We start from the raw sequence: 15,338 nt of genomic DNA, 5'->3' as shown, positions 1-15,338 counted from the left end.
TAAAACCTATTACTTAAATACTATAAAAATGCACTTCTAAGTTAGAGGTGCATTTTATTTTGCAAAAAACTACATGAGAATTAGCAACGTAAAAACAGCACTTTCTAGCTTAAGAGAGCAATTAATAAACCATAGTTTATACGGTAAAATAGAAAACACAGAGGATTTATCGGTGTTTTTAAAACTACATGTTTTTGCTGTTTGGGATTTTATGTCTTTACTAAAAGCATTACAACAACAACTAACTTGTACTACAACACCTTGGATACCTGTTGGCAATCCAGAAACACGTTATTTAATTAACGAAATTGTATTAGCCGAAGAAACAGATGTAAACTTAAAAGGAGCGCGTAAAAGTCATTTTGAAATGTATTTAGACGCTATGAAAGAATGTAACACCAATACAACGTTAATCGATAATTTTTTAAGCGATTTAAGTAGCACTAAAAATATTAACACCACAATTGAGAATAGTACTTTAGACGAAGCTCTAAAAGCCTTTTTAAACTTTACTTTTAAAACTATAGAAACAGGTAAACCTCATGAAATAGCTGCCGCCTTTACTTTTGGTAGAGAAGAGTTAATACCTAATATGTTTACTGAAATTCTTACAAAATTACAACATAACTTTCCTGATACAAACCTTAGTCAGCTCATATATTATTTCCAAAGACATATTGAACTAGATGAAGATGAACATGGACCTATGGCCATGAAAATGATTGAAGAGCTCTGCCAAGAAGACGACTTAAAATGGGAAGAAGTAACAACTATTTCTAAAGAAGCACTAAAGGTTAGAATAAATTTATGGAATGCTATTGAAAAACAACTGCAACCAAAAGCTAGCTTTATTTTAAATAATTAAATGATTTTTTTTAGGTAAATTCGTTTATGTTTTCATCTAAAAAAAGATTAGACCGCGCCTACAAAGAAGCTAAAATTATCGAGTTTGATAATAATAGCAAGATTATACTATTTAGCGATTGCCATAGAGGTGACAATAGTTTTGCAGACGATTTTGCCAATAACAGAAACATTTATTTTCATGCTTTAAAGCATTATTTCGCAGAAGGTTATAGCTATTGTGAAATTGGTGATGGAGACGAGCTTTGGGAAAACCTTTCTTTCGATTCTATTTTAAACGCACATAAAAATGTCTATATGCTTATGAAACTGTTTCATAAGGATAATAGATTACATATGATTTGGGGAAACCATGATATGGTTTACAGAGATCCTGAATATGTAAAAAAGAATTTATCTACTTTTTTCGATCCTAAAACTGGTGAAAATGTTGAGTTGTTTAAAGATATTAAATACCATGAAGGTATTATTTTAAAACACTGCTTAACAAATCAAGAAGTGTTTTTAACACATGGACACCAAGCCGATTGGTGGAACTATACTTTTTGGAAATGGAGCAGGTTTTTAGTAAGAATCTTATGGAAACCTTTAAATGTTATGGGTATTGCAGACCCAACAACTCCTGCAAAAAACTACAAAGAACTTATTAAAGTAGAACGCAGAACAAAAAAGTGGATTACAGAAAACAACAATTTAATTACAGTTGTTGGCCACACACATAGACCACGTTTTCCAAACCCAGGAGACATTGCTTTTTTTAACGATGGTAGTTGTGTACACCCAAGAAGTATTACCGGTATTGAAATTGAAAACGGAGCCATATCATTAATTAAATGGCAAATAGCCACTACAGATAATGGGACTTTACAAATTGTAAGAGTTTTGCTAGAAGGCCCAACTCCTCTTACAGATTACAAAACCAGTTAAATAAATGTATGCCGCTTGCTTACAAACTCAGCTTTAGCCATACTCGACTTAATTGTCATTAGTTTTTCTTCTAAAATAGATTTTTCAATATAGGTTTTACTTCTGCCTAATACAGTATTAGTATTTGGGTTTTTAAGATAAAAACACCAACTACCACAGCTTAACTGTTTCATTTCGAAAGCAGTATTTTTAATACTATTTCGTCTAATAGAAGCAATTAATCTTAAGCATAGATTTTTAGATTCGCAGGCAATACTCGTAAATTCTATTGCATCAGTACTGTTATACAATACTCTGTAATCTGTAGGTTTAAAGGATATGATTTCAAATGAGGCCATAATGTATAAATTATACCTCATTTACGAAGAAAATAGAATTAGGGTTTTAGAAAATTAAATATTTTTTAAAAAAGAAATTAACTCTCAGGAGCCAACTCTACAACCAAGCCTTCCATTTCTGGAGTCATTTGTATTTGGCAACCTAAACGCGAATTATCCTTAACGTTATAAGCCTCAAAGAGCATCGCTTCTTCGTCGTCTTGCATTTCTGGAAGCTCTGTATCACTAGTAACATAACATTGACAAGACGCACACATTGCCATACCGCCACAAATACCAATAGTGCCTTCTGGAGCAAGCTCGTAGGAACGAACAACCTCCATTAAATTCATAGCCATATCTGTTGGCGCTAACACTTTGTGTGTTACACCATCTCTGTCCGTAATTGTAATGTTTATGTCTTGTTCCAATTGTTTTATTTTTAATACACTAAAACTATAGCAAACTTAATGCCTATTATTCAATCTTCTTAACAACTGCTTTGGGTGATTCTTTTCTTGTACCATCAAAACCATCAATACCAGCAACGGTTGTATATTTTAATACATAGCGTTTTCCTGGATTAATAATTTTGTAAGCAGATTGACACATTAATGTAGCTTCATGGAAACCACATAAAATTAATTTTAATTTCCCTGGATATGTATTTACATCTCCTATTGCAAATATGCCTGGAATGTTTGTTTGATAATCTAAACTATTATCCACTTTAATCGCATTTTTCTCAATCTCTAATCCCCAATTGGCAATAGGTCCTAATTTTGGAGATAAGCCAAATAATGGAATAAAGTGATCGCACTCAATTTCAAACTCTTTTTCTATATGTGCGGCTTGTTTTACAACAACACCTTTAACTTTATCTGTACCTAAGATTCCTGTTATTTCGGCAGGAGTAACAAGATTAATTTTTCCAGCATTTTTTAATTCTTGTACTTTATCTACAGAATCTAAATGTCCACGGAATTCGTTTCTTCTATGTATTAAAGTCACTTCTTTAGCAACATCGCTTAAAAAAATACTCCAATCTAAAGCAGAGTCTCCACCACCTGCGATTACAACTTTTTTATCTCTGTAGACTTCAGGATCTTTAATCATGTATTCTACACCTTTATCTTCAAAGTCTGCAATATTATGAATTAAAGGTTTTCTTGGTTCAAAACTTCCCAATCCACCAGCTATTGCTACAACTGGAGCTTGATGTTTGGTCCCTTTATTAGTAGTTACAATAAAGCTACCATCTTCTTGCTTGTCTATAGTTTCGGCACGTTCACCTAAAGTAAAACCAGGCTCAAACTGCTTACACTGTTCTAATAATTTATACGTTAAATCTCCAGCAAGAATTTCTGGATAAGCTGGAATATCATAAATAGGTTTTTTAGGATATAATTCAGAACATTGCCCACCTGCTTGAGGTAAAGCATCTATTAAATGACATTTTAATTTTAATAAACCCGCTTCGAAAACGGTAAATAAACCAGTTGGTCCTGCTCCTATAATTAGAATATCTGTTTTAATCATATTTTTCCTGCGTAGGCAGGAATCTTTTTGATCGCTACCTATTATTTTAAACCTGTAAAATCAGGTGTTTTTAATATTATTGTAGATTACAAATGTCTAACAATGACTCATCAAATTACATGATAATTATCACCATTTTAGAAACTTATATATTTCAAATTATGAAATTAATAAGATTCCTCCCTTAGCAGTAATTATGCTACTATATTAATTACTTGCTCTATTTGTGGTGCGAATTTTTTAATAGTCATTTCTACTCCAGATTTTAGTGTCATTTGGTTTACGCTACAACCAACGCAAGCGCCTTGTAATTGCACTTTTACCAATGTACCATCCTCAATAGCTAATAACGAAATATCTCCACCATCACTTTGTAAAAACGGGCGAATTTCTTCGAGCGCTTTCTCTACATTTAATCTTAATTCTTCTTCGCTCATATTTACTTTTTTACAGCTGAACAACCAGCCATTGTTGTAATTTTTATTGCTTCAGTTTCTGGTAAATTCTCATTTCTATTTACCACTTCCTGTACTACGTTTTGTGTAATAGTTTCGAAGGCTTTTTCTAATGGTGTTCCTGTTTGCATTGCTGCTGGTCTACCAAAATCTCCTGCTTCACGTATACTTTGCACTAAAGGTATTTCTCCTAAAAGTGGTACATTTAAATCTTCGGCTAAATGCTTAGCACCTTCTTTTCCGAAGATATAATATTTATTGTTTGGTAATTCTTCTGGCGTAAAGTATGCCATGTTTTCTATAATTCCTAAAACAGGTACATTAATGCTTTCTTGTTGAAACATTGCAACTCCTTTTTTAGCATCGGCTAAAGCTACATTTTGTGGTGTACTAACAACAACAGCTCCAGTAATTGGAAGCGACTGCATAATACTTAAATGTATATCTCCAGTACCTGGAGGTAAGTCTAATAATAGAAAATCTAATTCTCCCCAAGCTGCATCAAAAATCATTTGATTTAATGCTTTTGCTGCCATTGGTCCTCTCCAAACTACTGCTTGATCTGGTTTTGTAAAGAAACCTATCGATAATATTTTTACTCCGTAATTTTCTACAGGCTTCATTTTAGATTTACCATCTACAGTTACAGATAATGGCTTTTCTAATTCTACATCGAACATAATTGGCATTGACGGTCCATAAATATCAGCATCTAAAACACCTACTTTAAATCCCATTTTCGCTAATGTTACTGCTAAATTTGCTGTAACTGTAGATTTCCCTACACCTCCTTTACCAGAGGCAATAGCAACAATGTTTTGAATTCCAGGAATTGTTTTTCCTTTTATTTCGTTAGTAGCTGCTTTTTCTGGAGCTTCTACTTTTATGTTTATTTTTATTTGTGCTTTTGCATGCACTTTTTCGTGAATAACCTTAAGTATTTCTACTTCTGTTTTCTTACGTGCTTGTAAAGCTGGATTTTTTATTGTGATATCTACAATTACCTCATCGGCAAAAGTAACTACGTTTTTAACTGCTCCACTATCTACCATATTTTGTCCTTCACCAGGAACTGTTATAGTTTTAAGTGCGCTTAATACCTCTTGTTTTGTAATTTTCATATTATATCTAGAAAAAGAGATTTGAGAAGAGAAATATAGATAAAAACTACATGCTCTAAAGCCTACTCTTAATTATAATTTAATTCAGAATGATTCTAAAAGCAAATATACTATTTAAAGGCTGAAGAATAAAGTGGTTGTTTGAAGATTTTTAAATGGTACAATAATCAAAACCAATTGCTAAAACTGCTTATTATTTGTAAGGTTTAGAGACTTTATAGTATAGTAAGAGATTATATTTTACAGCAACTCTTTTGTTGGGTCCCAATACACCGTTTTTAAATCTTGGATTTGATTTTCTATAACAACAACACCTTCGCTTTCTAGCAGCTGTTGCATTAAGTTTGTGCCATCAAAATGATGCTTACCTGTAAGTAATCCTTTTCTATTCACTACACGGTGTGCTGGCACATCTTTTCCATGAGATCCATTCATGGCATACCCAACCATTCTTGCACTTCTTGGAGCACCAAGATAATTACCAATGGCACCATAACTAGTTACTCTTCCGTAAGGAATTAGCTTTGCTACTTCGTAAACTTTCTCGAAGAAATTAAGCGTTTCTGGTTTCATTTATGGTTGTGCTATAGTTTTAGTAATTAATCATTTGTAAAAATGATTTAATTACATGTCTTTAATAATATTTACCAATGTTATTATCGATATTACTCCTGTAATAGCTCCAATAGTAAAGTTCATTCCTTTTTGACTCTTTATTTTTTTACTACTTATTTTTTCGAAAAAGAAAACATAAATATAAAGCATTACAAAAGTACCTGTAGCAGCGCCTGCAACATAAGTTGTTATACCTATTGGATCTAATTTAATCCATTTAAAAGACACAAAAGTAATAGCCATATAGGCTTGGTATGGAATTGGAAAAACATTTAAAGCCGATAATAAGACACCTTGAAAAAAGCGACTTTTTTTACTTTTAACGTTAGACTCGACATTAGGTTTATCTGTTTTTTTTGCAACCACCAAAAAGTAAATGGTTAAGAGTACAAATAACACGAATGCAACACGTTGCATAATATCTACAACATCTGGATGGCTAGTTAAATACCTTGCAAAAACAAGTGCTATTAAGGTTTGTAAAATAACAATTACACAAACACCAACAGAAAACACTAAACCTCTAGTATGCCCTTCTTTTATACTAACCTTAGCAGCCGTCATGTTTAATAATCCCGGAGGAATTACGCCAACAAACGCAACAAATAAAGCAATACCAAAAGTTAAAGTTATCTCCAAATTTATTTAATTTTGAATCTAATATACGTAATTGGTTTGTTTTGCTCCAAATAGATGCTTTCGTAGTGCGTTTGAATGCTTGTAACCTCTTCTGGGCTACCTTCTTGCTTGTACACATTATGGTTTGCATACAATACTTCGTGTCCTGCACCATGCAATAACCCAAGTGTATAACCGTGCATAAATTCGCTATCGGTTTTTAGGTTCATTACACCATCTGCTTTTAAAATCTTTTTATAACGTTCTAAAAACACAGCATTCGTCATTCTATGTTTTGTACGCTTGTATTTTATTTGCGGATCTGGAAAAGTAATCCAGATTTCATCAACTTCGTTTTCAGCAAAAGCATGATCGATAAGTTCTATTTGTGTTCTTAAAAAAGCAACATTAGGAATATTTTCTTCTATTCCTGTTTTTGCACCTCTCCAAAAACGCGCACCTTTAATATCTACTCCAATAAAGTTTTTATTTGGATATTTTTTGGCAAGATTTACAGAGTATTCTCCTTTTCCACAGCCTAATTCTAAAATTAACGGATTGTTATTTTTAAAATGTTTCTCGTTCCAATGGCCTTTCATTTCGTAATCTGTATCAACTAAATCTTCTCGTTTTGGTTGATATACGTTAGAGAACGTTTCGTTTTCGTTAAATCGCTTAAGCTTATTTTTACTTCCCACTGCTGTAAATTAATTTTTGGTAAAAATAAAGAATTTTTTATAACCAACTATCCTCAAGACAGAGCAATAAAGGTATTACTTGGTTTCTCGTCTATACTAATAAAAAACCGTTATACGTTTTTAGGTTTTAAAGACTTAATTATACGAGAGCTTGATAATGATTATCTTTGTTATTTATTATGATGAAAAAAATTCTAGTCGCACCACTTAATTGGGGAATTGGCCATGCCACACGCTGTATCCCAATAATTAATTGGCTTTTAAACAGTAACTTTACGCCAATAATTGCAAGTGATGGTGATGCCTTATTATTACTACAAAAAGAGTTTCCTAATTTAGAATCTATAACATTACCAGCTTTAAATATTACATATCAAAAAAAAGGAAAACACCTAGATTTTAAACTATTTACACAGTTACCTCATATTTTAAAAACACTTAAAGCCGAAAAAAAAGCTATTAAACATATTCTTAAAACACGTGAAATTGATGGTATAATCTCCGATTGTCGTTTTGGTGTTTACAGTAAAACTATTCCGTCGGTAATTATTACGCATCAGCTAAATGTATTAAGTGGCAATGCAACTTATTTTAGTTCGAGGTTAAATCAGCTTCAGCTTAAAAAATTTAAAGAAGTTTGGGTTCCCGATTTTAAAAACAATCCTAATTTAAGTGGAAGGCTTGGGCATTTTACAAAAAAATCGAAGTTAAAAACCAAATATTTAGGCCCTTTAAGTAGGCTAAACAAAACCGAAAACAAAACTGAATACGACCTTATGGTTTTATTATCTGGCCCAGAACCTCAGCGTTCTCTACTAGAAAATAAATTAGTAAAAGAGTTACAGTATTATAAAGGTTTGGTTTTATTTGTAAAAGGAATAATAGAAACCGAGCAAACCAAAACTACAAATGGAGCGTTTACTGTTTATAATTTTATGACTTCTGAAGCATTAGAAAAAGCTATAAATAGTAGTAAAACTATTATCTGTCGTTCTGGCTATACTACCGTTATGGATTTAGCAAAACTAGGAAAGAGTGCTTTTTTTATACCTACTCCCGGGCAATATGAGCAAGAGTATTTAGCGCAGCGTTTTACAGCATTAAAACTAGTGCCTTCTTGCTCACAAAAAGAGTTTAGTTTAAATAAATTAAAGGACATTGAAACTTTTAAAGGCTTAAATATGGAATATAGCACTCCAGACCTAAAGGCGTTATTCGGTCTTTTCTAGTGTAAAAGAAAACTCACTACCCACACCAAATTCACTTTCAATATAGATTTTTTCGTCGTGAGCCTCTATAATATGTTTTACAATGGCTAAACCTAAACCAGAACCACCTTCTTTTCTAGAACCACTTTTATCGACTCTAAAAAAGCGTTCGAATAATCTTGGAATATTCTCTTTTATTACACCTTCGCCATTATCTGTAACACGAATAATAACTTTGTTTTTAATAAGGTTTTCTACGCTAATTTCTGTAGTTCCTTTTTCTTTACCGTATTTAAGAGAATTTACTACTAGATTACTAAGTACTTGCTGTATTTTTTCTTTGTCTGCAATTACCATAATTGGCTTTACATAATCTCTATCGAAAGTAAGTGTTATATTCTTTTTAGACGCTTTCATCTCGAACAAATCGAACACATCTTCTATAAGTTCTATAATATTAAAATTCTGTACTTGTATGCGCACATCTCCAGCTTCTAACTTGGTAATCATGTCTAAATCTTTTACAATATAAACAAGCCTTTCTACACCTTTGCTTGCACGATCTAAATACTTATCTCTTATATTTTTATCTTCGGCAGCACCATCTATTAATGTTTCTAGATAACCTTGCACTGTAAATAATGGTGTTCTTAATTCGTGCGAGACATTACCTAAAAATTCTTTTCGGTATTCTTCACGAATTTTAAGTGTTTCAATCTCTAGTTTTTTATCTCTGGCAAACCTATCTATTTCGGCAGTAAGTGTTGCCATATCTGTAGTAACAGGTCTTTTTCTAAAAGTAGTAGACTCTAAAAGTGTAAGATCTTCGTATATTTTATTAATACGTTTATAGATAAAGTTTTGAGCGCGGTGTTGTATTACCGAAAAAGATAAACCGTAACAAACACAAGCAAACAACAATAAATAGAACCAATTTATAGTATAAAACGCATACAAAAACACGCACATAGCTAACGATAGTACAACTGTAATGTGCAATGATGTTTTTAACGCAAATTTATAGGTCTTTTTAATTTTCATTTATTCTACAAACTTATAACCAACGCCTTTTACTGTTTTAAAAGAAGCATCACCTATTTTTTCACGTAGTTTTCTAATGTGTACATCTATTGTTCTACCACCAACAACAACATCGTTACCCCAAACTTTATCAAGAATCTCTTCTCTTTTGTAAACTTTTCCTGGTTTTGAAGCTAATAAAGACAATAACTCAAACTCTTTTCTTGGCAACACAATTTCTTTACCTTTAATAGATATTTTGTACTCTTCTCTATTAATAACAATGTCTCCAATTTTTAAAACAGGAATACTAGCATCCTCAGTTTTTACACGTCTTAATAAAGCTTTTACTTTACTAACTAACACTTTTGGCTTAATGGGTTTGGTAATATAATCGTCGGCACCAGCATCAAAACCTGCTACTTGAGAATAATCTTCGCCTCTAGCAGTTAAAAATGTAATCACCGTATTTTTTAACTCAGGAACTTTTCTAATAAGTTCGCAAGCCTCGATACCGTCCATTTCAGGCATCATAACATCTAAAACAATAAGTTGTGGTTTTTCGGCTTTAGCCAAAGCAACACCTTCGACACCATTACTTGCAGTAAGTACTTGATAACCTTCTTGTGTTAAATTATAACCAACAATTTCTAGAATATCTGGCTCATCGTCTACTAGTAGTATTTTAATGTCTTTTTTATTCATTAGAAATCTTTAATTTAAGAATTATTATTCGTGCCAAAGATAAAAATATTAAAATACTTCTATAAAAATTACAAATTGGTAACATTATAATAACATACAAAATCTTTAGCCTTAAAGTTCAACAAGTTATCTAATTTAGATATTATTTAAACGTTAATTTAAACTATAACTACCTATATATTAGTACTAAGCAATAAATTATTTTTATATTTGCACTCTAATTTAAAACACACTATTATGAAAAAAATCTACTTTTTACTATTAACTCTTTTAGTATCATCTGTTTCTTTTGGACAAGTGGCTAATTCGGGTTTTGAAACTTTTACAGGAGGCGCTTTCGATAGCTGGTCTACTGAAGCCGGAGCAACTGTTGAACAAGAGACAACAATTGTAAATTCTGGTACTAGTTCTGCTAAATTTACTGTTAACACTCCAACACAAGGTGATACAGACGTTAGACAAACAATAAATGTAGAAGCTGGTAAAACTTACGATGTTAGTGTTTTTGTATACCAAGCAGATAATGGAGCTAGAGCTCGTTTATATGTTGGTAACTACGAAGGCTACTCTGATCCTGATATGTTAAACGCATGGCAAGAACTTACTTTTGAGTACGCTTCTAGTGCTACAGAAACTATAGATATTGGACTTAGATTTTATGATATAGCTGCTAACTGGACTGGTTCTTCAGTTATATACATAGATGATTATACTGTTACTGAGCAAGTAACTACTGTACCATCTGTAACAATTACTGCTCCTGGTGACAATGATTCTTTTGCACCTGGAACTACTAGTGTAGATTTAGAATTTGTAACTCAAAATATAGATTTATCTACTGCAGGTAACCAAGTTAATGTTACTGTAGGAACTAATGCAACTGCTACAAATGTTGCAAGCCCTTACGCTATTGCAACTGTAGATGGAGGAACTTACGATGTTACTGTTGAGTTATTAGAAAACAATGCTGTTGTAGATACTAAAATGGTATCTTTTACTGTTAGCGCATTAACAACTGTTGCAGATATTGCTGCTTTAAGAGCAGATGTTACTGCAAATGGAACTGGTGGAACATATTTATTACAAAGTGTACCAGTAGTAACTTACACTAGAACAAGTAGAAACCAAAAATACATTCAAGATGCCTCTGCAGGTATTTTAATTGATGATGTTCCTGGTAACATTGCAACTACATTTGCTGAAGCAGATGGAATGGCAGGTCTTACAGGTGGTGTATCTATATTTAATGGTGTTTTACAATTTAATCCTTCTGCAGATGCTACTTTAGTAGCTAGTACAGCTGTTATTCCAGAAGTAGTTACAATTGCAACTTTATTAACAGACTACGCAGATTACCAGTCTGAATTAGTAAAAATAGTAGGTACTACATTTACTGAAACTGGAACTTTTGCTGCCTCTACAGATTATACAATTAACGATGGTGCTTCTATGGTCTTTAGAACTAACTTTTCTGAAGCAGATTATATTGGACAAGCAATACCAACAACATCTGAAGATTTAGTAGTTTTAGTTGGTGAATTTAATGGTACACCACAAGTTACAGCACGTACACTTACAGATTTAACTTTAAGCACAACTACTTTTGATGCTAAAACAAGCTTCTCTGTATACCCAAACCCAACAAACACAGGTTTTGTAAACATTACTACAACTGCTAACGAAGCAATTAATGTAACTGTTTTTAGTATTTTAGGAAAGCAAGTTTTATTTGAAACAATAAACAACAACGTTTTAAATGTTTCGACTTTAAATGCTGGTGTTTACATAATGACATTAAACCAAAATGGTGCTACAACTACTAAGAAATTAGTAATTAAATAGTCCTATATTAAGTAATTGTTAAAAAGGCTGATAATTTTTTATCAGCCTTTTTTTATATATATATTTGGGGTAATTAATCTAATTAAACACAACAACATGAAAAAAATTTACTTTTTACTTTTTACAATTTGTTCTTTAACTTTAAGTTTTGGTCAAAACGAACTTTCTAATGGAAGTTTTGAAACATGGACAGGGACTAGCTCTACAGATGTACCAAATAGTTGGCATGGAGATAGATCTAGTATTTCTCTATCTGGAGTATTACAATCTACAGAAGCTCAAGATGGATCTTCATCTGTTTCTTTAAATGTAACAGGAACTAGTCACAAACGTTTTACAAATGAAGCAATAACTGCAACTAACGAGGAATACAAATTAAGTTACTACTACAAAGGAAATGGAGATTTAAGAAATGCTTATAATGACGGAGCCTACTCTAATTATACATCATACACATCTGTTAATACTACAACTTGGACTTTAATGGAATATACTTTTACTCCTGATGCAGGAAATTTAGAAGTTATATTTTCTGTTAGAAATACAAGTGGTGATGGTGTATTAATTGATAATGTTGTATTAGTACCAACTGCGACTCTTTCAACTCAAAATTTCGAAGAAAAAGCAACTTTTTCTATGTACCCAAACCCAACAAGTAATGGTTTTGTAAACATTAAAACAAGTAACAATGCAGCAACTCAAGTTGCCGTTTACGATATTTTAGGAAAACAAGTTATTAATACTACATTAAATGGAGAGCGTTTAAACGTTTCTAAATTAAATGCTGGTGTTTATGCAGTAAGATTATCTCAAGGTAATACTGTAACTACTAAAAAATTAGTGGTTAAATAATTACTTTTTTTTAAAACACACAAAAAAGGCTGATAATATTTTATCAGCCTTTTTTTATGTCTATTTTTGCCGACTATTAATTAAACCATAACATAATTATGAAAAAAATCTACCTTTGGGGATTTTTATTAACTTCCCTCTTTTACGGTAATGCACAAGGCATTGCATCGAATTCTGGATTCGAAAACTTTACAGGCAATACGCCTAACAACTGGACACTTATTGACGAAGGTATTACAACTGCCGAAGAAACAGTAATTGTTAATCAAGGTTCAAAATCTTTAAAAGTTACTTTAACAACAGACAATCAAGAGATTACAGATTTAAGACAAAATTTATCTGTAGAAAACGGAGTTACTTATAATGTTTCTCTTAAAGTATACCATCCATCTACAGATAATGATGCAAGAGCAAGATTATTTTTAAACGGATTTTCTGTCTACTCTGATCCAAACATTACAGACCAATGGCAAACTGTAACTGCTACATACACAGCTACTGCAAATGCGTCTATACAAGTAGGAGTTAGATTTTACGATGTTACTCCTTTTAATGGTTCTTCTGTAATATACATAGACGATTTTTTAATGGAAGACCAAACGTTATCTATTAAAACATTCGAAGCTTTAACTTTTTCTATGTACCCAAACCCATCAAGTAATGGTTTTGTAAACATTAAAACAAGTAGCAAAGAAGCAATACAAGTTTCGGTTTTCGATATTTTAGGAAAACAAGTTATTAATACTACTTTAAATGCAGAGCGTTTAAATGTATCTTCTCTTAAATCTGGTATTTACGCAGTAAGATTATCTCAAGGTAATAATACAATTACTAAAAAATTACTGATTAAATAATCACTAATTTTTATACTTTTTAAAAAGAGCGTTGCCCATGGTAACGCTCTTTTTATATACCTAAAACACTATTAATTACAAGCATTATTTATTACTTTTGCGTTGTATTTAAAATACAGTAGCATTAAAAAATGATAGACCCAAACCAAATTTTCAACATTAAAACCGAAGCCGAGTTTAATACTATGGCTTTGCAAGTGTTTAAATTTCAGTTTGACAACAATCCTGTCTATCGTTCGTTTTGCGATTTACTTTACAAAAATCCAAGCGATATAAAAACAGTAGAAGCCATTCCGTTTTTACCTATACAGTTTTTTAAGTCTCACCATGTATTAAGTTCTAGAGATAACATAGTAAAAACATTTTCTAGTAGTGGCACCACAGGTAGCGTAACTAGCAAGCATTATATAACAGATGTTAAAGTCTACGAAGACAGCTTTAACTATGGTTTTAATGCGTTTTACGGCGACATTAAGGATTATGTTGTATTGGCATTGTTACCAAGTTATTTAGAGCGCGAAGGCTCGTCTCTTATCTATATGGTAGATAGCTTGATTAAAGACTCTAATCACCCAGAAAGTGGCTTTTACCTGGATAATCTTTCCGCTTTAAGCGAAACCTTAAAACGTTTGGATAGCGAAGGTAAAAAAGTATTGCTTATTGGCGTATCGTTCGCATTGCTAGATTTAGTAGAAGCCTATACTTTTAACCTTAACAATACCATTATAATGGAAACTGGAGGCATGAAAGGCAGACGTAAAGAATTAATTAGAGAAGAGCTACACCGTGTTTTAAAAACTGGTTTTGGCGTAAACGCAATACATAGCGAATATGGCATGACCGAGCTTTTAAGCCAAGGCTACTCTAAAGGTAATGGTGTTTTTAATTGCCCAAACTGGATGCGTATTATTACACGCGATACCGAAGATGCTTTAACCACACAAGATCGTGGTAAAACTGGCGGTATTAATGTTGTCGATTTGGCAAACATAAACTCCTGCTCTTTTATTGCTACACAAGATTTAGGTCGTGTAAATAACGATAACTCGTTTGAGGTTATTGGTCGTTTTGATACTAGCGATATTAGAGGCTGCAACCTTATGGTTTTATAATAACTGCAAAAAAAATAAAACCGCCTTTGTAAATTCTCCGTATATATTCCGACAAACGTGATATAGGAAACGAACTGTTAAACCTTAGCGCTAAAAAAACAGCTATAGCGAACAGCATGTGACCGTAAAACAATAATTAAAAATCGCATGAAATATATACTATACTTTTTTTTCTTCGGAATAATAACAAGCCAAGCGCAAACAGATTACAATACCAAAAAAGGTTTTGTAGCCGAAGGTTACGATGTGGTTTCCTATTTCGATAATAAAGCTATAGAAGGACATAAAGATTTTACCACCACTTACGATGGTGCAAAATATAAATTTACATCTCAAACACATTTAGATACTTTTACAGCAAACCCAAACAAATACGTACCACAATATGGTGGTTATTGTGCTTATGCTGTTGCCGAGTACGATAAAAAGGTTTCTATAGACCCAGAAACTTTTGAAATTAGAGATAACAAGCTTTATTTATTCTATAATTCTTGGGGAAATAACACTTTAGAATCTTGGTTAGAAAAAGATGTGAAAGGTTTAATAAAAAAAGCCGACAAAAGTTGGAAGACTATTGGTAAAGAAGATTAA

Annotated in this window: 18 protein-coding genes; 8 read left to right on the top strand and 10 right to left on the bottom strand. The window is 32.2% G+C overall.

The genetic code is table 11. From position 1 onward, the window contains the following. Positions 1-73: 73 nt before the first annotated feature. Both Q0935_RS07010 and Q0935_RS07005 read left to right on the top strand, forming a co-directional pair. On the top strand, positions 74-865 hold the full coding sequence (locus Q0935_RS07010; RefSeq protein WP_299383829.1) for a DUF3050 domain-containing protein: 792 nt from the start codon (positions 74-76) through the stop codon (positions 863-865). Between the two features lie 26 nt (positions 866-891). Then, complete coding sequence (locus Q0935_RS07005) at positions 892-1,791, top strand: metallophosphoesterase family protein (RefSeq protein ID WP_299383825.1); 900 nt, start codon at positions 892-894, stop codon at positions 1,789-1,791. Here Q0935_RS07005 and Q0935_RS07000 read toward each other — a convergent pair. From Q0935_RS07000 to trmB, 8 genes are all read right to left on the bottom strand, one after another. Further along, positions 1,788-2,129: a hypothetical protein gene (locus Q0935_RS07000; protein ID WP_299383822.1), complete on the bottom strand. Its 342-nt coding sequence runs from the start codon at positions 2,127-2,129 to the stop codon at positions 1,788-1,790. The two genes, Q0935_RS07005 and Q0935_RS07000, sit on opposite strands and share 4 nt — an antisense overlap. 77 nt (positions 2,130-2,206) lie before the next feature. Continuing rightward, positions 2,207-2,539, bottom strand: coding sequence for a 2Fe-2S iron-sulfur cluster-binding protein (locus Q0935_RS06995; protein ID WP_299249809.1), 333 nt, complete (start codon positions 2,537-2,539; stop codon positions 2,207-2,209). 46 nt (positions 2,540-2,585) lie between these two features. Then, positions 2,586-3,647, bottom strand: coding sequence for an NAD(P)/FAD-dependent oxidoreductase (locus Q0935_RS06990; protein WP_299383818.1), 1,062 nt, complete (start codon positions 3,645-3,647; stop codon positions 2,586-2,588). A gap of 194 nt (positions 3,648-3,841) precedes the next feature. Next, complete coding sequence (locus tag Q0935_RS06985; RefSeq protein WP_299249813.1) at positions 3,842-4,084, bottom strand: NifU family protein; 243 nt, start codon at positions 4,082-4,084, stop codon at positions 3,842-3,844. 2 nt (positions 4,085-4,086) lie between these two features. Beyond that, entirely contained in the window at positions 4,087-5,223 is a 1,137-nt protein-coding gene (locus Q0935_RS06980) for an Mrp/NBP35 family ATP-binding protein (protein ID WP_299383814.1), read from the bottom strand. 240 nt (positions 5,224-5,463) lie between these two features. Further along, positions 5,464-5,796, bottom strand: coding sequence for an MGMT family protein (locus Q0935_RS06975; RefSeq protein ID WP_299383810.1), 333 nt, complete (start codon positions 5,794-5,796; stop codon positions 5,464-5,466). Positions 5,797-5,847: 51 nt separating this feature from the next. Next, positions 5,848-6,477: a LysE family transporter gene (locus tag Q0935_RS06970; protein ID WP_299249819.1), complete on the bottom strand. Its 630-nt coding sequence runs from the start codon at positions 6,475-6,477 to the stop codon at positions 5,848-5,850. A gap of 2 nt (positions 6,478-6,479) precedes the next feature. Next, positions 6,480-7,154, bottom strand: coding sequence for a tRNA (guanosine(46)-N7)-methyltransferase TrmB (gene trmB, locus Q0935_RS06965; RefSeq protein ID WP_299249821.1), 675 nt, complete (start codon positions 7,152-7,154; stop codon positions 6,480-6,482). 179 nt (positions 7,155-7,333) lie between these two features. On the opposite strand from trmB, the gene Q0935_RS06960 reads away from it, so the two are divergent. Further along, complete coding sequence (locus Q0935_RS06960; RefSeq protein WP_299383805.1) at positions 7,334-8,383, top strand: glycosyltransferase; 1,050 nt, start codon at positions 7,334-7,336, stop codon at positions 8,381-8,383. Here Q0935_RS06960 and Q0935_RS06955 read toward each other — a convergent pair. Further along, a complete protein-coding gene (locus Q0935_RS06955; RefSeq protein WP_299249825.1) occupies positions 8,366-9,403 on the bottom strand; it encodes an ATP-binding protein in 1,038 nt (345 codons plus the stop codon). The two genes, Q0935_RS06960 and Q0935_RS06955, sit on opposite strands and share 18 nt — an antisense overlap. Next, entirely contained in the window at positions 9,404-10,087 is a 684-nt protein-coding gene (locus Q0935_RS06950; RefSeq protein WP_299249827.1) for a response regulator transcription factor, read from the bottom strand. 237 nt (positions 10,088-10,324) lie between these two features. Here Q0935_RS06950 and Q0935_RS06945 point away from each other — a divergent pair, with 237 nt between their 5' ends. The 5 genes from Q0935_RS06945 (at position 10,325) to Q0935_RS06925 (ending at position 15,338) form a co-directional block, all read left to right on the top strand. Next, positions 10,325-11,929: a T9SS type A sorting domain-containing protein gene (locus Q0935_RS06945; protein ID WP_299383802.1), complete on the top strand. Its 1,605-nt coding sequence runs from the start codon at positions 10,325-10,327 to the stop codon at positions 11,927-11,929. Between the two features lie 96 nt (positions 11,930-12,025). Next, positions 12,026-12,781, top strand: a complete 756-nt coding sequence (locus Q0935_RS06940) for a T9SS type A sorting domain-containing protein (protein ID WP_299383799.1) — start codon at positions 12,026-12,028, stop codon at positions 12,779-12,781. A gap of 98 nt (positions 12,782-12,879) precedes the next feature. Further along, the gene (locus tag Q0935_RS06935) at positions 12,880-13,635 is read left to right on the top strand and encodes a T9SS type A sorting domain-containing protein (RefSeq protein WP_299249835.1); all 756 of its coding nucleotides are present in this window, start codon (positions 12,880-12,882) and stop codon (positions 13,633-13,635) included. Positions 13,636-13,766: 131 nt separating this feature from the next. Then, a complete protein-coding gene (locus Q0935_RS06930) occupies positions 13,767-14,747 on the top strand; it encodes an acyl transferase (protein WP_299383796.1) in 981 nt (326 codons plus the stop codon). 147 nt (positions 14,748-14,894) lie between these two features. Continuing rightward, positions 14,895-15,338 (top strand): YHS domain-containing (seleno)protein, encoded by a 444-nt coding sequence (locus tag Q0935_RS06925; protein WP_299383793.1) that lies wholly within the window; start codon positions 14,895-14,897, stop codon positions 15,336-15,338.

Origin of the sequence: uncultured Lacinutrix sp., assembly GCF_947500605.1 — a bacterium.
Lineage (GTDB): Bacteria > Bacteroidota > Bacteroidia > Flavobacteriales > Flavobacteriaceae > Lacinutrix.
This window is presented reverse-complemented; position numbering and strand designations above follow the sequence as displayed.